The sequence below is a fragment of the Georgenia wutianyii genome (assembly GCF_006349365.1).
Taxonomy (GTDB): Bacteria; Actinomycetota; Actinomycetes; order Actinomycetales; family Actinomycetaceae; genus Oceanitalea; species Oceanitalea wutianyii.
In genome coordinates this window covers 3,239,449-3,257,825 of sequence record NZ_CP040899.1, presented here as the reverse complement: position 1 = coordinate 3,257,825, position 18,377 = coordinate 3,239,449, and the positions used below count along the sequence as shown (strand labels likewise).

Annotated in this window: 17 protein-coding genes and 1 riboswitch; of the genes, 8 read left to right on the top strand and 9 right to left on the bottom strand. The window is 73.5% G+C overall.

Features of this window, described 5'->3' with window-relative positions; all coding sequences use genetic code 11:
* Window positions 1-22: 22 nt before the first annotated feature.
* Window positions 23-1,045 (top strand): class II fructose-bisphosphate aldolase, encoded by a 1,023-nt coding sequence (fbaA, locus tag FE251_RS14400; protein ID WP_139072419.1) that lies wholly within the window; start codon window positions 23-25, stop codon window positions 1,043-1,045.
* A 72-nt stretch (window positions 1,046-1,117) separates the two neighbouring features.
* On the opposite strand, the gene FE251_RS14395 is transcribed toward fbaA, so the two are convergent.
* A complete protein-coding gene (locus tag FE251_RS14395; RefSeq protein WP_230976449.1) occupies window positions 1,118-1,498 on the bottom strand; it encodes an STAS domain-containing protein in 381 nt (126 codons plus the stop codon).
* An 85-nt stretch (window positions 1,499-1,583) separates the two neighbouring features.
* On the opposite strand from FE251_RS14395, the gene FE251_RS14390 reads away from it, so the two are divergent.
* Complete coding sequence (locus tag FE251_RS14390) at window positions 1,584-3,794, top strand: ATP-binding SpoIIE family protein phosphatase (RefSeq protein ID WP_139072993.1); 2,211 nt, start codon at window positions 1,584-1,586, stop codon at window positions 3,792-3,794.
* A 260-nt stretch (window positions 3,795-4,054) separates the two neighbouring features.
* Here the strand turns inward: FE251_RS14390 and FE251_RS14385 are convergent, their stop codons facing one another.
* Together FE251_RS14385 and FE251_RS14380 are read right to left on the bottom strand one after the other, a co-directional pair.
* Window positions 4,055-4,978: a type IV toxin-antitoxin system AbiEi family antitoxin gene (locus FE251_RS14385; RefSeq protein ID WP_139949109.1), complete on the bottom strand. Its 924-nt coding sequence runs from the start codon at window positions 4,976-4,978 to the stop codon at window positions 4,055-4,057.
* Between the two features lie 273 nt (window positions 4,979-5,251).
* Window positions 5,252-5,581 carry an STAS domain-containing protein gene (locus FE251_RS14380; RefSeq protein ID WP_139070996.1) on the bottom strand — a complete coding sequence of 110 codons (330 nt, stop codon included), beginning with the start codon at window positions 5,579-5,581 and terminating at the stop codon, window positions 5,252-5,254.
* A 178-nt stretch (window positions 5,582-5,759) separates the two neighbouring features.
* Between FE251_RS14380 and FE251_RS14375 the strand changes: the two genes are divergently transcribed.
* Entirely contained in the window at window positions 5,760-7,046 is a 1,287-nt protein-coding gene (locus FE251_RS14375) for an adenylosuccinate synthase (protein ID WP_139070994.1), read from the top strand.
* Window positions 7,047-7,134: 88 nt separating this feature from the next.
* Here the strand turns inward: FE251_RS14375 and FE251_RS14370 are convergent, their stop codons facing one another.
* Window positions 7,135-8,142: an LppM family (lipo)protein gene (locus FE251_RS14370; protein WP_139070993.1), complete on the bottom strand. Its 1,008-nt coding sequence runs from the start codon at window positions 8,140-8,142 to the stop codon at window positions 7,135-7,137.
* 123 nt (window positions 8,143-8,265) lie between these two features.
* Between FE251_RS14370 and purD the strand changes: the two genes are divergently transcribed.
* From purD to purQ, 4 genes are all read left to right on the top strand, one after another.
* On the top strand, window positions 8,266-9,540 hold the full coding sequence (gene purD, locus FE251_RS14365) for a phosphoribosylamine--glycine ligase (protein ID WP_139070992.1): 1,275 nt from the start codon (window positions 8,266-8,268) through the stop codon (window positions 9,538-9,540).
* A complete protein-coding gene (locus FE251_RS14360) occupies window positions 9,537-10,406 on the top strand; it encodes a phosphoribosylaminoimidazolesuccinocarboxamide synthase (RefSeq protein ID WP_139949108.1) in 870 nt (289 codons plus the stop codon). The genes purD and FE251_RS14360 overlap by 4 nt, the downstream gene beginning before the upstream one ends.
* 90 nt (window positions 10,407-10,496) lie before the next feature.
* Window positions 10,497-10,754, top strand: a complete 258-nt coding sequence (gene purS, locus FE251_RS14355) for a phosphoribosylformylglycinamidine synthase subunit PurS (protein WP_139070989.1) — start codon at window positions 10,497-10,499, stop codon at window positions 10,752-10,754.
* Complete coding sequence (gene purQ, locus FE251_RS14350; RefSeq protein ID WP_139949107.1) at window positions 10,754-11,482, top strand: phosphoribosylformylglycinamidine synthase subunit PurQ; 729 nt, start codon at window positions 10,754-10,756, stop codon at window positions 11,480-11,482. The genes purS and purQ overlap by 1 nt, the downstream gene beginning before the upstream one ends.
* 10 nt (window positions 11,483-11,492) lie before the next feature.
* Here purQ and ald read toward each other — a convergent pair whose 3' ends face one another.
* Window positions 11,493-12,614, bottom strand: a complete 1,122-nt coding sequence (gene ald / locus FE251_RS14345; RefSeq protein ID WP_139070987.1) for an alanine dehydrogenase — start codon at window positions 12,612-12,614, stop codon at window positions 11,493-11,495.
* An 84-nt stretch (window positions 12,615-12,698) separates the two neighbouring features.
* The gene (locus tag FE251_RS14340) at window positions 12,699-13,427 is read right to left on the bottom strand and encodes a trimeric intracellular cation channel family protein (protein ID WP_139070986.1); all 729 of its coding nucleotides are present in this window, start codon (window positions 13,425-13,427) and stop codon (window positions 12,699-12,701) included.
* Between the two features lie 112 nt (window positions 13,428-13,539).
* Window positions 13,540-13,629, top strand: a riboswitch (glycine riboswitch).
* A 122-nt stretch (window positions 13,630-13,751) separates the two neighbouring features.
* Between FE251_RS14340 and FE251_RS14335 the strand changes: the two genes are divergently transcribed.
* Window positions 13,752-14,720 (top strand): DMT family transporter, encoded by a 969-nt coding sequence (locus tag FE251_RS14335; protein ID WP_139070983.1) that lies wholly within the window; start codon window positions 13,752-13,754, stop codon window positions 14,718-14,720.
* Window positions 14,721-14,762: 42 nt separating this feature from the next.
* On the opposite strand, the gene FE251_RS14330 is transcribed toward FE251_RS14335, so the two are convergent.
* From FE251_RS14330 to FE251_RS14320, 3 genes are read right to left on the bottom strand one after another with little or no spacing between them, the layout of a single operon-like run.
* Window positions 14,763-15,650 (bottom strand): MaoC/PaaZ C-terminal domain-containing protein, encoded by an 888-nt coding sequence (locus FE251_RS14330; RefSeq protein WP_139949106.1) that lies wholly within the window; start codon window positions 15,648-15,650, stop codon window positions 14,763-14,765.
* Entirely contained in the window at window positions 15,650-17,011 is a 1,362-nt protein-coding gene (locus FE251_RS14325) for a 3-oxoacyl-ACP reductase (protein WP_139070981.1), read from the bottom strand. Before FE251_RS14325 ends, FE251_RS14330 begins: the two co-directional genes overlap by 1 nt.
* On the bottom strand, window positions 17,011-18,309 hold the full coding sequence (locus FE251_RS14320; protein WP_230976448.1) for an acetyl-CoA C-acetyltransferase: 1,299 nt from the start codon (window positions 18,307-18,309) through the stop codon (window positions 17,011-17,013). The genes FE251_RS14325 and FE251_RS14320 overlap by 1 nt, the downstream gene beginning before the upstream one ends.
* Window positions 18,310-18,377: the final 68 nt, after the last annotated feature.

Genomic DNA, 18,377 nt, shown 5'->3' with positions numbered 1-18,377 from the left:
GTCGATTCTCAGGAGGCCTTCAGTGCCCATCGCAACCCCCGAGTCCTACAACGAGATGCTCGACCGGGCGAAGGCTGGCAAGTTCGCCTACCCGGCCATCAACGTCACCTCCTCGCAGACGGTGACCGCCGCGATCCGCGGCTTCGCCGAGGCGGAGAGCGACGGCATCATCCAGGTCTCCGTCGGTGGCGGTGAGTACGCCTCCGGCTCGACCATCAAGGACCGCGTCACCGGTACCCGCGCGCTGGCTGCCTACGCCTACGAGGTCGCGAAGAACTACAACGTGACGATCGCTCTCCACACCGACCACTGCGTCAAGGAGAACCTCGACTCCTGGGTGAAGCCGCTGCTCGCCATGGAGGCCGAGGAGGTCGCCGCCGGCAAGAACCCGATGTTCCAGTCGCACATGTTCGACGGCTCCACCGTCCCGCTGGAGGAGAACCTCGTCATCGCCGAGGAGCTCCTCGAGCTCTCCCAGAAGGCGCGCACCATCCTCGAGATCGAGGTCGGCGTCGTCGGCGGCGAGGAGGACGGCCACGAGGCCGAGATCAACGAGAAGCTCTACACCACCCCCGAGGACGGCCTCGCCACCGTGCGCGCCCTCGGCGCCGGGGAGAAGGGCCGGTACCTCACCGCCCTCACCTTCGGCAACGTCCACGGCGTCTACAAGCCCGGCGCCGTCAAGCTGCGTCCCGAGATCCTCGGGGAGATCCAGCAGGTCGTGGGCAAGGAGATCGGCAAGGACATGCCGTTCGACCTCGTCTTCCACGGCGGCTCCGGCTCCACCGCCGAGGAGATCGCCCTCGCGGTGGACAACGGCGTCATCAAGATGAACGTCGACACCGACACGCAGTACGCCTTCACGCGTCCCGTCGTGGACCACATGTTCAAGAACTACGACGGCGTGCTGAAGATCGACGGCGACGTCGGCAACAAGAAGGCCTACGACCCCCGCGCCTGGGGCAAGCTGGCCGAGGCCGGCATGGCCGCCCGCGTCATGGAGGCCTGCCAGCAGCTGCGCTCTGCGGGCACCCGCATGTCCTGACGCACGACGCACGACGAAGGGGCCCGCCGGATCTCCGGCGGGCCCCTTTCGTCGTGCGGGCGGCGTGGCGCGTCAGGCGGCGTCGTCGCCGTCGAACTCGGGGAAGCCGGGATCCTCGTCGAGGATCGTCACGACGTCGCCGAGACGGGTGATGTCGAGCAGGAAGCGCACGACGTCCGGCGGCTTGATCATCGTGAGCGGGCCGGGCGTGCGGTGGGCGAGCCGGGCGAGCAGCGCGACGCCGGAGGAGTCCATGAAGGTGACGTGGCGCGCGTCGATCTCCACCGGGTTGCGCGAGGCCTCGGCCTCGGCGACAGCCTCGGTGAGCTCGCTGCTCAGGGCGACGTCGATCTCACCGGACAGCACGAGCCGCGTGCGCCCGTGCGCCACCATGACGGAGGCGGTCCCGGCGTCGTGTCCCTCACCGGGCGGGGTGGAACGGTCGTCGACCACAGGTTCTCCTTCATCTCGTCCGGCGGCTCGCGCCGGAACGCCTTCAAGGGCATCCTAGGAGACTCAGCACGATGGGAGAGACACCATGGCCGACCGGGTTCGCGGCATGCCCGCGGCTGGGGCGGTCCCGACCCCGGGTCTGGGGGTCGTCATGGAGGCCGACGCCGAGCACGCCGGGCGTACCCCGGCCACGCTCACGGTGCGTTCGGACCAGCTGCTCGACGCCCTTCCCGACCCGACGTACGTCGTCGACGTCGACTTCACGCAGGAGCCGCCGGACTGCAGGGTCGTGTGGGTGGGCCACGCGCTCGCCGAGGCCACCGGCTTCTCGCAGGAGGAGCTGATGGCCACCGCGCCCCGGCTCGTCACCGCGAGCGACTCCACCGCGCTGCGCGAGGCGCTGCACGCCCGCCTGCCGGTCGCCGTCGTGCGCTCGGTGGCGCGCGCGGACGGCACCGCCTTCCGCGCCACCGTGTCCTTCAGCCCGCTCGGCGCCGGGGAGCCCGAGGGCTCGACCCGCTGGCTCGTCACGGTGCGTGACGCCACCGAGGAGCTCGCCTCGGCAGTGCTGGCCGAGGAGCGGGCCGCTGCCGAGGAGCGCGCCCGCCGCGGGCTGAGCCTCGTCGCCCGGGTCTCCGACATCCTCGCCGACGCGGACTCGGCCACCGCGCTCGTCGAGATCGGCGCGCTGCTCGTGCGCCGCATCGTCCCGTGGGCGGGGTTCTACGCCGACGGCACCCGGCTGCAGCGGATCACCGACCTCGCCGGCATCACCTACCACCGTCGTGACCTGCGCCGCGGAGCCCGCGCCCAGGGCGTGGGCTCCGACCCCGTGCGCGAGCTCCTCCTCGACACCCGGATGCAGACGGTCGTCATCGACCGTGACCGCCCGGCACGCGAGGGCACCCTCACCGCCGAGCTGCTCGCCCTGCTCGCCGAGGACCCCGACGCGCCGGACGACGGCCCGCTGTGGCTGCTGCCGGTGCTCGGCCGCCAGGCGGTCCTCGGTGTCCTGGCCGTGCAGCCGCCCGACCCCAGCCGCGACCGGCGCGCGATGCCGCCCGGTGAGCTCACGACCGTCCTCGAGCTGGTCGCGCGCCGCGTCGGCATGGCGATGGACAACCTCCAGCTCTACGACCGTGAGCACCGGCTCGCCGAGACCCTCCAGCGTGCCATGCTCCCCGAGCAGAGCCATGTCGAGGGCGTGGACGTGTGGAGCTACTACTCCCCGAGCTCGGAGCACGCCCAGGTGGGCGGTGACTGGTACGACGTGCTCGACATGGGGGAGGGCAAGGTCGGGATCGTCGTCGGCGACGTCGTCGGGCACGACGTCGAGGCGGCCGCCGCGATGGGCCAGCTGCGCTCGGTCGTGCGCGCCTATGCCGCCGAGTTCGTCGAGCCGGGCAAGGTTCTCGACCGGGTGGACCGGCTCGTCGCGGGCATGCGGATCGCGCGGCCGGCGTCGTTCGTCTACGCGAGCCTGTCCCCGCGGGCCGACGGCGAGGACTGGGACATCGCCTACTCGCGTGCCGGGCACCTGCCGATCGTCCACGTGAGCGGCGGGCGGTCGCGCCAGCTCGACGGCGCGAACGGGCCGCTCGTCGGCTTCGGCGGGCGTCCCCGGCACACCGGCCACGCGGTGGCCCAGCCGGGGGACGTCCTCATCTTCTACACCGACGGCCTCGTCGAGCGGCGGGACCGGTCGATGCGCGACGGCGTCGCCGCCCTCGTCGCGACGGCGGAGCAGATCGACGCGCCGGACGCCGCGGGGATCGGTGAGGAGCTCCTCCAGGAGCTCGCCGACGCCCCCGAGGACGACATCGCGCTCGTCGTGCTGCGGGTCCCGGACCCCGCGGCGCCCGCCCTGCGGTGGTCCGGTCCCCGGGAGCGCCGCTGGCAGATGCCGATGGACCCGCAGACGATCGCCCGCGCCCGCCACGCCGTGCTGCGCGCCTGCGAGGCCTGGGGGATCGAGGACACCGCCGCGGCCGAGCTCGTGGCCTCCGAGATGGTCGCCAACGCCGTCATGCACGGGTGGGGCCGGGTGGACCTGCGCCTGCGCGACACCGGTGACGGGCTGCGCATCGAGGTCGAGGACGCCAACCCCAGCCCGCCGGTGCTCCGCGAGGGCCGGGTCGGGCGGATCGGTGGCTTCGGGCTGCACATCATCTCCCGGCTCGCCGAGTGGGGCTGGCGCCCGACCCCGGCCGGCAAGGTCGTCTGGGCCCGCGTCCGTCCCAAGGACCCCTGGAGCAAGGGCAAGGACGCCAAGGACACACCGCCCACCACCTCCTGACCCCCGCCGCCACCCATCCGCGAGAGCCGACTTCCGCACGACAGCCGACTTCCGCGCGAGAGCCGACTTGTGCGCGAGAGCCGAGTTGTGCGCGAGAGCCGAGTTGTGCGCGAGAGCCGAGTTGTGCGCGAGAGCGGGGTTCCGGGCGACAGCCGAGTTGTGCGCGACAGCCGACTTCCGCGCGAGAGCCGACTTGTGCGCGACAGCCGAGTTGTGCGCGAGAGCGGGGTTCTGCCAGGGGGACCGACTGTCGGGTGCCCTCACGTCCAGCGACGGCGGCGTATCTCGACCGAGATGCCGAGAAGCTCCATGACCGTCCCCTCGAGGACGGGCCGGCGGCCGAACACGTCCTCCGCGGTGACGGGGACGACCCGCCAGCCGAACCGGTCCTGGATGTCCGCGCGGCGTGCGTCGTCGTGCAGGCGTTGCTCGCGGGTCTTGAGGTGGTGCTCGACGCCGTCGTACTCGATACCCACCTGCTCAACGTCGTACCCCATGTCGAGGCGGTAGATCTCCACGCCGTTCTCCCGCAGTCTGATCTGTACCTGTGGCCGGGGCAGGCCGGCCTCGACGACGCGCAACCGGCTCCACGACTCGCCCATCGACTCGGTGGCCGGCTCGCACAGCGCGACGACGTCGCGCGCCCGCCGGACGAACCGACGCCCGCGTAGCGGACGGAGCGCGGCCTCGAGCTCGGACACCGTCGTGAGGCCCGCGTGCGTGAACGCGTCCACCGCGCCGAGTCCGATGAACGCCGGACGGTAGCGCGCGAGGTCGAGCGCCGTGCGGGTGGGCGACGTGCACGGCACACCGGCGACGTCGACGACGTCGCCGAGCGGGAGGTCGCTGACGAAGGCGTTGAGGTCGGGACGTTCCGGTCGGACGGCGCCGAGGGGGACAAGGCACTCGAGGAGCGGGGGCTGCTGCCACCGGGCGGGTGGGCGGACGTCGATCCCCATGAGCCACGCTGCCGACTCGCGCGCTAGCGCGGCACCCCGGGGAAGAACGAGGCTGACAGCCAGGGCGCGAGCCCCGACGTCGTCGGCGAGGTGTGCGGGCAGGTACAGGCCCTTACTGGGGTGGAGGAGCTCGCCGGACGCGCACAGGGCGGCGAGCTCGATGCCGGTCAGGCCGTCTGCATCGGCGTCGCGACGGGTGAACGGGCGGTCGAGGAGCGAGGTCATGGAGCGACAGTGGCGTCGGTCGCGGGTGCCGGGGGCGAGTGACGGCCCGAGCTGTGGGCGACGACGTCGTGCACGGGTCTCGTGGAGCAACCTTCGGGTTCCGCCGCGGTGAGTCCGCGGTGCAGAACTCGGCTGTCGTGCGGAACTCGGCTGTCGTGCGGAACTCGGCTGTCGTGCGGAACTCGGCTGTCGCGCGGAAGTCGGCTGTCGCGCGGAAGTCGGCTGTCGCGCGGAAGTCGGCTGTCGCGGGGGGAGTGGGTGGTGCGGGGTGCGTCAGGAGGCGCGCTGCTCGCAGCGGTGGTCGGCGTCGATGCGGAAGTTGCCGAGCGCGCCGCAGATCTCCAGGACGAACAGCTCACGGTCGTCGGCGCCGCGCAGCACGGCGGCGCCGCCGCGCTTGATCGCGGCGTCGGCCAGCGCGATGAGGAACGCGGCACCGGTCGAGTCGAGGAACGTCACCTCGCACATGTCGATGACGAGGAGCTGACGTCGCAGGCCACTCACCCGTGCGGTGACCTCGGGGAACTGCGCCCTCTCGGCGAGGTCGAGGTCCCCGGTGACGGTCACGGTCGTCGTGGTCGCTGACGCCGCGATCTCGATCATGCTGCTCCCTCTGACCGTCGGCTCTGTGGAGGCGCGCGACGGTCGGCCCGCTGTGGTGTCGACAACAAGAGTATGACCCGGCCGACCCCGATGCACACCGAACCGCCGTGAGGCGGACGACGTTCGGTAGCCTGAACCGGGGGTCGATCGACCCTGCCGTGAAGCGAGAGGATCGAACATGCCAGCCGTCGTCGTCGTCGGAGCCCAGTGGGGCGACGAGGGCAAGGGGAAGGCCACCGACCAGCTGAGCTCCGAGGTCGACTACGTCGTCAAGTTCAACGGCGGCAACAACGCGGGGCACACCGTCGTCGTCGGGGACGAGAAGTACGCCCTGCACCTGCTGCCCTCCGGCATCCTCACCCCGGGCTGCACCCCCGTCATCGGCAACGGTGTCGTCGTGGACCTCGAGGTGCTCTTCGCCGAGCTCGACGGGCTCTCCGCACGGGGCGTGGACGTCTCCCGCCTGCTCGTCTCCTCCTCCGCCCACGTCATCCCGTCCTACAACCGCACCCTCGACAAGGTCACCGAGCGCTTCCTCGGCAAGCGCCAGATCGGCACGACCGGCCGGGGCATCGGCCCGACGTACGCCGACAAGATGGCGCGTGTCGGCATCCGCATCCAGGACCTGTTCGACGAGGGCATCCTGCGGCAGAAGGTCGAGGGCGCCCTCGTCCAGAAGAACCAGCTCCTGGTCAAGGTCTACAACCGCCGGTCCGTCGAGGTCGACGAGATCACCGAGGAGCTGCTCGGGTTCGCCGAGCGGCTGCGCCCGATGGTCGCCGACACCTCCCTCGTGCTCAACCGCGCCCTCGACGAGGGCCGCACGGTCGTCTTCGAGGCGGGCCAGGCGGCCATGCTCGACGTCGACCACGGCACCTACCCGTTCGTCACCTCCTCCTCGGCGACGGCGGGTGGCGCGTGCACGGGCAGCGGCGTGGGCCCGACCCGCATCGACCGGGTCGTCGGTGTCGTCAAGGCCTACACCACCCGCGTGGGCGAAGGGCCGTTCCCGACCGAGCTGCACGACGAGTCCGGCGAGCGGCTGCGCTCCGTCGGCGGGGAGTACGGCACGACGACGGGACGCCCGCGCCGGTGCGGCTGGTACGACGCCGTCGTCGCCCGCTACGCGGCCCGGGTCAACGGGATGACCGACTTCGTCCTCACCAAGCTCGACGTCCTCACCGGCCTGGAGCGCATCCCGGTCTGCGTGGCCTACGAGGTCGACGGCCGCCGGATGGACGAGATGCCCCCGAACCAGAGCGACTTCCACCACGCCCGCCCGGTGTACGAGGAGCTCGAGGGCTGGAGCGAGGACATCGGCGGCGCCCGCGAGTTCGGCGACCTGCCGCCGGCTGCCCAGCGCTACGTCCTCGCGCTCGAGGAGATGTCCGGTGCCCGGATCTCCTCGGTCGGCGTCGGGCCGGACCGCGAGGCGACCGTCGTGCGCCACTCGCTGCTCGACTGAGAACCACGCGCCGGGAGCCCGACCGGCCCCCGGACATGAGGAGGCCCCGCCGTGCGATGCACGGCGGGGCCTCCTCATGTGGTGCGGGTCAGCGCTGCTCGTCCTCGCTGCCGGGCTGGGCCGGCGGGGCGGGCGGCGGGGAGAAGGGCGAGCCCTCCGGGCGGTCGACCGGGGTGTCGGTGAGCGCCGTCGTCGCCGGGTCGGTCGCCGGGGGGTTCTGGTCACCGGGGTAACCGGGGCCCGGGTCCGCGGGGACCTGGTGCGAGGGCCCGAAGCCGCCCTGCGGCTGGGAGGCGCCGGCCTGCGCGGGGAAGCCGGGGCCGGGCTCGTTCGGGACCTGGCCGGGCTGGCCCTGGCTGTACGGGGAGGCCGGGCCGCCGTAGGGCGCGGCGCCGGCAGCGGGACGGCTGCCGCGGCTCTTCTTGGTGATGAGGATGACGAGCGCGGCGATCGCGCCGAGCGCGACGACGCCGAGGACCACCCAGACCCAGGTGTCCACGCCGCCCGCGGAGGAGCCGGAGCCGGTCGCCTCGCCGGTCGCGGACCCGCCGGCGGTGAAGGCCTCGATGCCGCTCCACGTCACGGTGTTGCCGTCGATCTCGCCGTCGGCCTCGATGACCTCGCCGGGGAACGTCACGGAGATGCTCACCTCGGGCTCCATGCCCGCCGGCATGTCCTCCATGCTGCCGGTGTCCATGCCGGTCTCGTCACCCTCGAAGGTGAAGACGTAGGTGTCGTCGACCTTCTCGATGCTCATGCCGTCGCCGGTCATCGAGTCGATGGGGGCGCCGGTGGCGACCATGCGGCAGCCGAGGTTCCCGTCCTCGTCCTCGATCTCCTCGACGGTGAACTCGACGTCGGCGGGCGCGTCGGTGATCTCGGACTCGAGGTCGGCGCAGTCGAGGTCGTCGCGCGTGGCCATGCCGGAGAGGTCGGCGACCTCCATGCTGACGTCGAGGGTGTCGTCCTCGTTGATGGTCAGGCCCATGTCGAGCCGGAAGCATCCGGCCAGCACGAGCAGCAGAGGCAGGAGGACGAGGGCCGTGAGGCCACGTCGGGCGCGGCTCGGGCCGGTCATGCTGGCGTGAGTTGTCATACCGGAGACTTTATCGCCCGAGGCCTTCGGCGACTCTCGTAGACGAGGGGGACTTCTCCCCGTGCCCGTCTGGGTCCTGGACGCGCCACGGCGACGCGCTCGAGGTCGGTAGGGTGGTGTGACGTGAAGATCCTCGTCGTCGGCTCCGGTGCGCGCGAGCACGCCATCGCCCGTGCCCTCACGTCCGACCCCACGTCCCACGAGGTCCTCGTCGCCCCCGGGAACCCCGGGACGGCGCAGATCGCGACCAACCTGCCGGTCGACCCGCTCGACCCGGGCGCCGTCGCGGCGCTCGCCGTCGAGCAGGGCGCCGACCTCGTCGTCGTCGGGCCCGAGGCACCGCTCGTCGTCGGCGTCGCCGACGCGGTGCGGGCCGTCGGCATCCCGTGCTTCGGCCCGGGTGCCGAGGCCGCCCGCCTCGAGGGCTCCAAGGCCTTCGCCAAGGAGGTCATGGCCAGCGCCGGCGTCCCGACGGCGATGGCCTACGTGTGCACCACGCCCGAGGAGGTCGCGCGGGCGCTGGACGCCTTCGGTGCCCCGTACGTCGTCAAGGACGACGGCCTGGCTGCCGGCAAGGGCGTCGTCGTCACCGAGGACCTGGACGAGGCGATGGCCCACGCGCGCGCCTGCCTGTCGCGGTCCGTGACCCCCGGCGGGGACCGCCCTGCGGTCGTCGTCGAGGAGTTCCTCGACGGCCCGGAGGTCTCCCTCTTCTGCGTCTGCGACGGTGCCGACGCCGTGCCCCTCGCCCCGGCGCAGGACTTCAAGCGCCTCGGCGACGGCGACTCCGGCCCGAACACCGGCGGCATGGGCGCCTACAGCCCGCTGCCGTGGGCCCCGGAGGACCTCGTCGAGCAGGTGATGGAGCGCGTCGCGCGGCCGGTCGTCGCCGAGATGGCACGGCGCGGCACCCCGTTCGTCGGCGTCCTGTACGTGGGGCTCGCCCTCACCTCCCGGGGCCTGCGGGTGGTGGAGTTCAACGCCCGCTTCGGCGACCCGGAGACCCAGGTCGTCCTCGCCCGGCTCAAGTCCTCCCTCGCCCAGCTGCTCCACGCGGCTGCCACCGGGATCCTCGCCGACGTCCCGCCGCCGACGTGGCACGACAAGGCCGCCGTCACGGTCGTCCTCGCCTCCGCGGGCTACCCCGCGTCGAGCCGCTCCGGCGACGTCGTCGAGGGGATCGCCGCGGCAGAGGAGCTGCCCGGCGTCCACGTCCTGCAGGCCGGGACGGCCACCGACGACGAGGGCGCCCTCGTGAGCGCCGGCGGGCGGGTGCTGTCGGTCGTCGGTGTGGGAGCCGACCAGGAGGAGGCGCGGGAGCGCGCCTACGCCGGTGTCGCCCGGATCTCCCTCGCCGGGTCCCAGCACCGCACCGACATCGCCGCGGTCGCGCCGTGACGACCGCGCCGCAGCTGCCCGGCTGGGAGCACGTCTACTCGGGCAAGGTCCGCGACCTGTACCGGCCGGCGGCGCCCCACCCGGCCGGCGACGTCGTCCTCGTCGTCGCCTCGGACCGGATCAGTGCCTACGACCACGTCCTGCCGACGCTCATCCCCGGCAAGGGCGAGGTCCTCACCCGGCTGAGCCTGTGGTGGTTCGACCAGCTCGCCGACCTCGTGCCGGGCCACGTGGTCTCCCTCGACGTGCCGGCGGCCGTGGCGGGGCGGGCGATGGTCTGCCGCCGGCTGGAGATGTTCCCCGTCGAGTGCGTCGCCCGCGGCTACCTCACCGGCTCGGGCCTCGTGGAGTACCGCGAGAACCAGGCGGTCTGCGGGGTGAGCCTGCCCGCCGGCCTCGTCGAGGCCTCCCGGCTGCCCGAGCCGATCTTCACCCCGGCCCGCAAGGCCGAGCTCGGCGAGCACGACGAGAACGTCTCCTTCGACGTCGTCGCCGAGACCCTGGGCGCCGGGCGCGCCGCCGAGCTGCGCGACCTCACCCTGGCGATCTACGCCCGGGCGGCCGAGGTCGCGGCCCGCAGGGGCATCATCGTCGCGGACACCAAGCTCGAGTTCGGGCTCGGCCCCGACGGGCGGGTGGTGCTCGGCGACGAGGTCCTCACCCCGGACTCCTCGCGGTTCTGGCCGGCCGACGGCTACGCGCCGGGCCACGTCCAGCCGAGCTTCGACAAGCAGTTCGTCCGCGACTGGCTCACCTCCCCGGAGGCGGGCTGGGACCGCACCTCCCCGCCGCCCCCGCTCCCGCGGGACGTCGTCGAGCGCACCGCCGACCGCTACCGGGAGGCGGCCGAGCGGCTCGTCGGCTGACCGCCTGTCCACCGTCCGCGCAGGACCGGGCACCACACCGCGTCGCGGGTAAGATCGGCCGCGGTCCGCATCCCCCGAGCAGGAGCAATCATGGGACGAATCGTCGTCGAGGTCATGCCGAAGCCCGAGATCCTCGACCCCCAGGGGAAGGCCGTCGCGGGGGCCCTGCCCCGGCTCGGCCTCACCGGGTTCACCTCGGTGCGGCAGGGCAAGCGCTTCGAGCTCGAGGTCGAGGGGGAGGTCGACGACGCCGCGCTCGAGCAGGCCCGCCGGGCCGCCGAGACGCTGCTGTCCAACCCGGTCATCGAGGACGTCGTCCGGGTGACCGCGGTCGACGGGGAGAGCTGATGCACCGCCTGGACGTCCCCGAGCGGCAGCCGCGCCCCGAGGGCGCCCGGATCGGTGTCGTGACCTTCCCCGGCTCCCTGGACGACCGCGACGCCCAGCGCGCCGTGCGTCTGGCCGGCGGCGAGCCCGTGCTCCTGTGGCACGGCGACGAGGACCTCAAGGGGGTCGACGCCGTCGTCCTGCCGGGTGGCTTCTCCTACGGCGACTACCTGCGCGCGGGGGCGATCGCCCGCTTCGCGCCGGTGATGTCCGCCGTCGTCGAGGGCGCCCAGCGCGGGCTGCCCGTCCTCGGCATCTGCAACGGCTTCCAGATCCTGTGCGAGGCACACCTGCTGCCCGGCGCGCTCATCCGCAACGACCACCAGCGGTTCGTCTGCCGCGACCAGCAGCTGCGCGTGGAGAACAACGACACCGCGTGGACCACCGGGTACACCGCCGGGCAGAGGATCACCATCCCGCTGAAGAACGGCGAGGGCGGCTTCGTCGCCGACGAGCGCACCCTGGACGAGCTCGAGGGCGAGGGCCGCGTCGTCTTCCGCTACGAGGGCATCAACCCCAACGGCTCGCTGCGCGACATCGCCGGCATCACCAACGCCGCCGGGAACGTCGTCGGGCTCATGCCGCACCCTGAGCACGCCGTCGAGCCGGGCTTCGGCCCCGACTCCGGTACCGGCACCGACGGCCTGGCGATCTTCGCCTCGGTCCTCGGTGTCCTCGTCGCGGTCTGACCCCTCCCCGTCACGACCCCTGACCGAGGACCTCCTCGAGCGGGGTGTGGTGCAGCCCGTGCGCCTCGGCCACGGGGCCGGAGACGAGCGCGCCGTCGTGGGTCGCCAGGCCCAGGGCCAGCGACCGGTCGGCGCGCATCGCCTCGCGCCACCCGCCGGCGAGCGCGAGGGCGTAGGGCACGGTGGCGTTGGTCAGCGCGTACGTCGAGGTGTGGGACACCGCGCCGGGCATGTTGGCCACGCAGTAGAACAAGGTGTCGTGGACCCGGTAAGTGGGCTCGGAGTGCGTCGTCGGGCGTGAGTCCTCGAAGCACCCGCCCTGGTCCACCGAGACGTCGACGACGACGGAGCCCGGCCTCATCCGCGCAACCTGCTCGTTGGTGACGAGCCGGGGCGTGCGCGCGCCCGGCAGGAGGACGGCCCCGATGACGAGGTCGGCCGCGGTGACGGCACGCTCGATCTCGTAGGCGTTGGACATGACGGTGCGGCAGCGGCCGCCGAAGAGCTGGTCGGCCAGGCGCAGCCGCTCGACGTCACGGTCGAGGAGGACGACGTCGGCGTGCATCCCCACGGCCATGGTGGCGGCGTTGAGCCCGGAGACCCCCGCCCCGATGACGACGACGCGAGCCGGGTAGACCCCGGGCACCCCGCCGAGGAGGACCCCGCGCCCGCCCTGGGCGCTCATCAGCGTGTGCGCCCCGACCTGCGGTGCGAGGCGCCCGGCGATCTCGCTCATCGGCGCGAGCAGGGGCAGGGTGCGGCCGGGCAGCTCGACCGTCTCGTAGGCGACGGCGGTCACCCGGCGGCGCAGGAGCTCCTCGGTGAGCGGCCGGTCGGCGGCGAGGTGGAGGTAGGTGAACAGGGTCTGCCCGGCACGGAGCCGCCCGTACTCCTCGGGAACCGGCTCCTTGACCTTGAGGACGAGCTCGCCGAAGTCCCAGACCTCGGCGGCGTCGGGCAGGACGGTGGCGCCGGCTGCCGCGAAGTCGGCGTCGGTGATCGACGCGGAGAGGCCCGCGGCGCGCTCGACGGCGACCTCGTGGCCGTGTCGGACGAGCTCGTCGACCCCCGGCGGCGTGATCGCGACCCGCCCCTCGGAGTCCATGACCTCTCGTGGTACCGCTACTCGCACGATGTTCTCCTTCCACGTTGTCCACAGTGCCTGTCCACAGGGTTGTGCACATACACACAGGAGTCGGTCGGAACCTGTGGACAGTCAGCGCCGGAGCCGGCGCTGCCACCACCGGTCCACCCGTTTCTGCGCCTCCCCCCTCCCGTCCCGCCGCGTGATCGACCACCACGACCCCAGCCGCACCGAGCTCGCGTCGGGCAGCCGCCAGCCCCGCCAGCGGGCAGCGATGCTCAGCCCCGCCCCCACGATGATCGCGACGAGCATCCCGACGGTGTTCTGACCCACGTCCGCCAGCCCGATCGCCGCCAGGCTCGCGAACACGGCCGACGTCGCGTAGAGGGTGTTCCCCCCGAAGATCGTCGGGACGTCGCCGACGACGACGTCGCGGATCATCCCGCCGCCCACCGCCGTCATCACCCCGAGGAGGACCGCGGGCAGCAGGCCGAGCCCCTCGGACAGCGCCTTCGTCGCCCCCGTCGCCGCCCAGCACCCGAGGACGAGCGCGTCCCCGACGACGTAGAGCCGGGTCCACCACCGTCCCCCCAGCGGCAGGAGGAAGGCGACGACGGCGCCGAGCAGCGCGGTGGCGAGGTAGAGCGGGTCGGTGAGCGCGACCGGCGGGCCGGCCTGGAGCATGATGTCGCGCAGCATGCCGCCGCCGAGCGCGGAGGTGATCGCGAGGATGGCGAAACCGACGAGGTCGAACCGCTTGCGGCGGGCGATGATCCCGCCGAGCACGCCGTTGAGCAGCACACCGACGAGGTCGATGAGCCGGAAGATGCCCGGCAACGCCTCGACCACGTGATCTGTCACGGCCACCCCCCGGCCTCGATCCTGGCCCTGCGCGGGTGCCGGGGCAAGAGCGCGGCCCACCGGGGGCGCTGCCGGGTGTGTGCCAGGATGGAGGGACAACCGAACACGCCACCGAACCGCGGCGGGAGAGTCCCGCGCACAGCGGGCGCCGAAGGAGCAACCTCCCCGGGAATCTCTCAGGCCCCCAGACCGCCACGGCGAGGCTCCTCTGGAAAGCAGCCCGACGAGGGCTCACCCACGGTGCAAGCGGGCTCGCCCGCGGAAGCTCTCAGGTCCCACGACAGAGCGGGGAACGACCCCCGCTCAGTCGACCCCGGAGTTCCCATGGCCGTGTCCCAGGACGTCCTCGTGCCCACCACCGCTCAGGCGTCCGCCGTCCGAGCCGTGCCCCGGATGCGTCACCGGGCCGGGGTGCTCGCGATCCTCGCCTCGGCGACCGCGATGGGCCTGGCGGGAGTGTTCGGCCGGCTGTCCTCCCCGCCGGGCGCCGTCGTCGGCGAGGCGCTGACGCTCGGGCGGATGGCCGTGGGCGCGGTCGGGATGCTCGCGTTCCTCGCCGCGGGCCGGCGGCTCGGCGTCCTGCGGCGCACGCGGCTGTCGTGGTCGGTGGTCCTCGGCGGGGTCTTCCTCGGCCTCTCGCTCGCGACCTACCTCTCGGCGGCCGTCCTCACCGACCTCGGCCGGGCCGTCGCGCTGCACTACCTCGGCCCGCTCGTCGCCACCGTCCTCGCCCGCGTCCTGCTCAAGGAGCGCACCACGGGAGCCGAGCTCGTCTCGGTGCTCGTGAGCGCGGCAGGGATGGTGCTCGCCGCGGGGCTGCTCGAGACGGGCCCGCCGGCGGGTGACGCGCTGCGCGGCGACGTCCTCGCCGTCCTGTCCGGCGTTCTCTACGGTGCCGCGCTGCTCACCTACCGCTACCGCTCGGACATGCCCTCCGACGTCCGCAGCTTCTGGAACTTCGCCTTCGGGGCGCTCGCGACGGCGGGCATGGTCGCCCTCACCCGTCCCGACCTGTCCGGCATGACGGCGCAGCACTGGGCGTGGGCGGCCGGCTTCTTCCTCGTCTGCGGCCTGCTCGCGCTCGGCCTGCTCGTCGTCGCCGGGAAGAACCTGCGCGCCGTCGAGCTGTCCGCGCTGTCCTACTGGGAGGTCGTCGTCGCGCTCCTCCTCGGGACGGTCCTCTTCGGCGAGGCCGTCTCCCCGCTCGGCTGGGCCGGGGCCGTGCTCATCGGCATCGGCGCCGCGCTCGCGGTGGGCGCGGGCCACCGCCGGAGCATCCGGACGATCTCGTGACGTGGCCGGGGACGCCGCGCGAGCGTGGTCCCCGGCCCGGTGTCACACCCGGGGCGTGAGCGTCCCGGTGAGATGGACCTTGCCCGACCTCGGGTGGCGCCCGGTGTACCGGACGGACTCCCCGGAGGCGTCGACCGCCAGGGCCACCCGGCCCGGGAGCAGGACGGGCTTGGCGAACTCGACGTCCCACGTGAACGCGTCGCCACGGAAGCGGGCGAGCTGGGCCAGCGCGCGGGAGGCGGTGTACATCCCGTGGGCGATCGGCCGGGGGAAGCCGAAGGCCTTGGCCCCCAGCCGCGAGACGTGGATGGGGTTGCGGTCCCCGGAGACCTCCGCGTACCGCGTGCCCGTGTCCGCGCCCAGGGACCACAGGGCGATGACGTCGCCCGCCGCCCCGGCCCGCTCCTCCGGGGAGGAGGCGGGGGAGTCGGCCACCGCGCCGGGCAGCCGCGTGCCGCGCGCGAGGTAGGTGGAGGTGCCCTCCCACACGAGCTCCTCCCCGGAGCGGACGTCGACGCGCAGGTCGACGAGCGTGCCCTTGCGGTGCGCCCGGGGGGACTGCGCCCACGCCCGCGCGCTCAGCTCCTCACCGAGGAGGACCGGGCGGTGCTGCTCGACGCGGTTGGCGGTGTGCACCATGCCAAGCACGGGGAGCGGGAAGTCGGGCCGCAGCATGAGCGCCATCGCCAGCGGGAAGGCGAGGACGTGGACGTAGCCGGCGGGCAGCTCGTCCGTCCCGGCCTCGCCGAGCAGGTGCTGGTAGGCCGACAGCGTCGCGGGGTCGGCGCCGAGGCCGTCGGCGACGTAGGCCACCTCGGGCAGCCGGCCGGAGCCCTGGCGCCGGCTCAGCTGCGCCCGCGCGCTGGCGGCCAGCGCCTTCGTGTAGAGCGAGCCGAGGCTCGGGACGGCGTCGAGGCGGTGCTCGCGCATCACTGGCCCACCAGGTTCTGGCCGCACACCCGCAGCGTCTGACCGTTGACGCCCCCGGCCTGCGGCGAGGCGAGGAAGGCGATGGCCTCGGCGACGTCGACCGGCCGCCCGCCCTGCTGCAGCGAGTTCGCCCGGCGGGCGACCTCGCGCGGCACGGCCGGGATCCGGGCGGTCATGTCCGTCTCGATGAACCCGGGGGCGACGGCGTTGGCGGTGGCTCCGCTCCGCGCGACCACGGGCGCGAGCGCCCGCGTCATGCCGATGATGCCCGCCTTGGCCGTGGCGTAGTTCGTCTGGCCGCGGTTGCCGGCGATGCCCGACGTCGAGGCGAGGGAGATGATCCGCCCGCCCGTGCCGAGCTGGCCGGCGAACGTCTCGTTCATCCGCAACGGGGCGAGGATGTTGACGGCGAGCAGGTCCTTCCACTTGTCCTCGGACATGTTCGCGAGCAGCTTGTCGCGCAGGATCCCGGCGTTGTGGACGACGACGTCGAGGCGGCCGTAGCGGTCGGCGACGTGCTCGAGGATCCGCTCGGCGGCGTCCGGGGCGGTGATGTCGAGCTGCAGGGCGCTGCCGCGCACCTCGTTCATCACCTGGCTCAGGGAGTCGCCCGCCGCGGGGACGTCGACCCCGACGACGCGCGCGCCGTCGCGGGCCAGGACGCGGACGACCGCCGCGCCGATCCCGCGGGCCGCGCCCGTGACGACGGCGACCGTCCCGGCGAGGGGACGGGTCCAGTCGGCCGGGACCTCGCCGTCGGCGGAGCCGACCTCGAGGAGCTGGCCGTCGACGAACGCCGAGCGGGCGGAGAGGAAGAAGCGGAGCGTGCCGAGCGCCGAGGGGGCGTCCAGGGGGACGCCGTCGGCCAGGACGATGCCGTTGGCGGTGGCTCCGGCGCGCAGCTCCTTGGCCAGCGAGCGGAGGAACCCGTCGACCCCGAGCCGCGCGGCGACGACGGCCGGCTCGGTCGCGTCGGCGGCGCGGCGCGAGACGGTGACGACGCGCGCCCCGGGCGCCAGGCGGCGCAGCACGCCGCCGAGGGCGAGGGCGGGCTCGCCCAGGTCGGCCGGGGAGGTCGCCCCGGTGAGGACGAGGACGACGGCGCCCCAGCGCTTGCCCTTGCCGAGCTCGTCGGGGTCGCGGCGCACGTCGAGCTCCCAGCCGAGGAGCGTCTCGGCGACGGTGTCGGACGCCGCCGTCGAGACGCCGTCGTCGAGCACGAGGACGGGGCCGGGGACGAGCGGCTGGTCGACCCGGGCGGCGTCGGTGCGCCGCAGCCGCGCCGGCTGGGGCAGACCGAGCTTCTTCGCGGCCGACCTGCCCCAGCCGCGGGACACGAGGTCGAGGTACTTGTCGCTCATCACGCCTCCAGGATCATCGCGGTGGCCTGCCCGCCGGCGGCGCACACGGAGATGAGGCCGCGGACGGGGGCGCCGGTCGCGGCCTTCTTCTCGGCGAGGAGCTTGGCGAGCGTGCCGACGATGCGTCCGCCGGTGGCCCCGAACGGGTGGCCGGCGGCGAGGGAGGAGCCGGTGACGTTGAGCCGCTCCGGCGCGACGGTGCCGAGCGGGCCGCGCCCGAGGCGCTCGCGGCAGAACTCGGCGTCGTTCCACGCCGCGAGGGTGGCGAGGACGGTGGCGGCGAACGCCTCGTGGATCTCGACGAAGTCGAAGTCCTCCAGGGCGAGCCCCTGGCGCTCGAGCAGCCGCGGGACGGCGTAGCAGCCGCCCATGAGCAGGCCCTCGGCGCCGCTGGTGAAGTCGACCGCGGCGGTCTGGGAGTCGACGACGCGGGCGAGGGTCGGCAGCCCGCGCTCACCGGCCCACTCCTCGGTCGCGAGCAGGACGGTGGAGGCGCCGTCGGACAGCGGCGTGGAGTTGCCGGCCGTCATCGTCGGGTTGTCGCTGCCCGGCGCGGTGAACGCGGTGCGGAGCTTGCCGAGCTTGTCCAGCGAGGTGTCCGGGCGGAGGAACTCGTCGCGCGTGATGCCCCGGTAGGGGGTGAGGAGGTCGTCGAAGAAGCCGCGGTCGTAGGCGGCGGCGAGGTTCTGGTGGGAGGCGAGGGCGAGGGCGTCCTGGGCCTCACGGGTGATGCCCCACCGCTCGGTGGTGACGGCCTGGTGCTGGCCCATGCTCATCCCGGTGCGCGGCTCGGCGGTGTCCGGGGCCACCGGCGCGAGGTCGCGCGGGCGGATCGCGGAGATCGCCTTGAGCCGCTCGGGCAGGGTCTTGGCGCGGGAGGCGCGCAGGATCGCGGCGCGCAGCCGGTCGGAGACGACGATGGGGGCGTCGGAGGCGGAGTCGACGCCACCGGCGATGCCGGCCTCGGCCTGGCCGAGGGCGATCTTGTTGCTCACCCCGACGACGGCCTCGAGCCCGGTCGCGCACGCGCGCTGGACGTCGAAGGCGGGGGTGTGCGGGTCGAGGGAGGAGCCGAGGACGACCTCGCGGGCGAGGTTGAAGTCCCGGGAGTGCTTGAGGACGGCGCCGGCGCTCACGTCGTCCAGACGCTCCCCGGCCAGCCCGAAGCGGGCGACGAGACCCTCGAGGGCGGCGGTGAGCATGTCTTTGTTCGACGAGGAGGCGTACCGGCCGCCGGCGCGGGCGAACGGGATGCGGTTCGCGCCGACGACGACCGCCGGGCGGGGAGATGAGGTCACGTCGTTGTTCCTTCTCGTTGCGGGTGGGACCGAAGTCCCTTGTCCATCGTGAAACCGAGAGTACCTGA

Coding starts and splice junctions, on each gene's coding strand:
- FE251_RS14380 (WP_139070996.1), bottom strand. CDS start 5,581: ATGATCGAGATCGCGGCGTCAGCGACCACGACGACCGTGACCGTCACC.
- FE251_RS14335 (WP_139070983.1), top strand. CDS start 13,752: ATGGCCGTGTCCCAGGACGTCCTCGTGCCCACCACCGCTCAGGCGTCC.
- FE251_RS14385 (WP_139949109.1), bottom strand. CDS start 4,978: ATGACCTCGCTCCTCGACCGCCCGTTCACCCGTCGCGACGCCGATGCA.
- purS (WP_139070989.1), top strand. CDS start 10,497: ATGGGACGAATCGTCGTCGAGGTCATGCCGAAGCCCGAGATCCTCGAC.
- FE251_RS14325 (WP_139070981.1), bottom strand. CDS start 17,011: ATGAGCGACAAGTACCTCGACCTCGTGTCCCGCGGCTGGGGCAGGTCG.
- purQ (WP_139949107.1), top strand. CDS start 10,754: ATGCACCGCCTGGACGTCCCCGAGCGGCAGCCGCGCCCCGAGGGCGCC.
- FE251_RS14390 (WP_139072993.1), top strand. CDS start 1,584: ATGGCCGACCGGGTTCGCGGCATGCCCGCGGCTGGGGCGGTCCCGACC.
- FE251_RS14375 (WP_139070994.1), top strand. CDS start 5,760: ATGCCAGCCGTCGTCGTCGTCGGAGCCCAGTGGGGCGACGAGGGCAAG.
- FE251_RS14370 (WP_139070993.1), bottom strand. CDS start 8,142: ATGACAACTCACGCCAGCATGACCGGCCCGAGCCGCGCCCGACGTGGC.
- FE251_RS14330 (WP_139949106.1), bottom strand. CDS start 15,650: ATGCGCGAGCACCGCCTCGACGCCGTCCCGAGCCTCGGCTCGCTCTAC.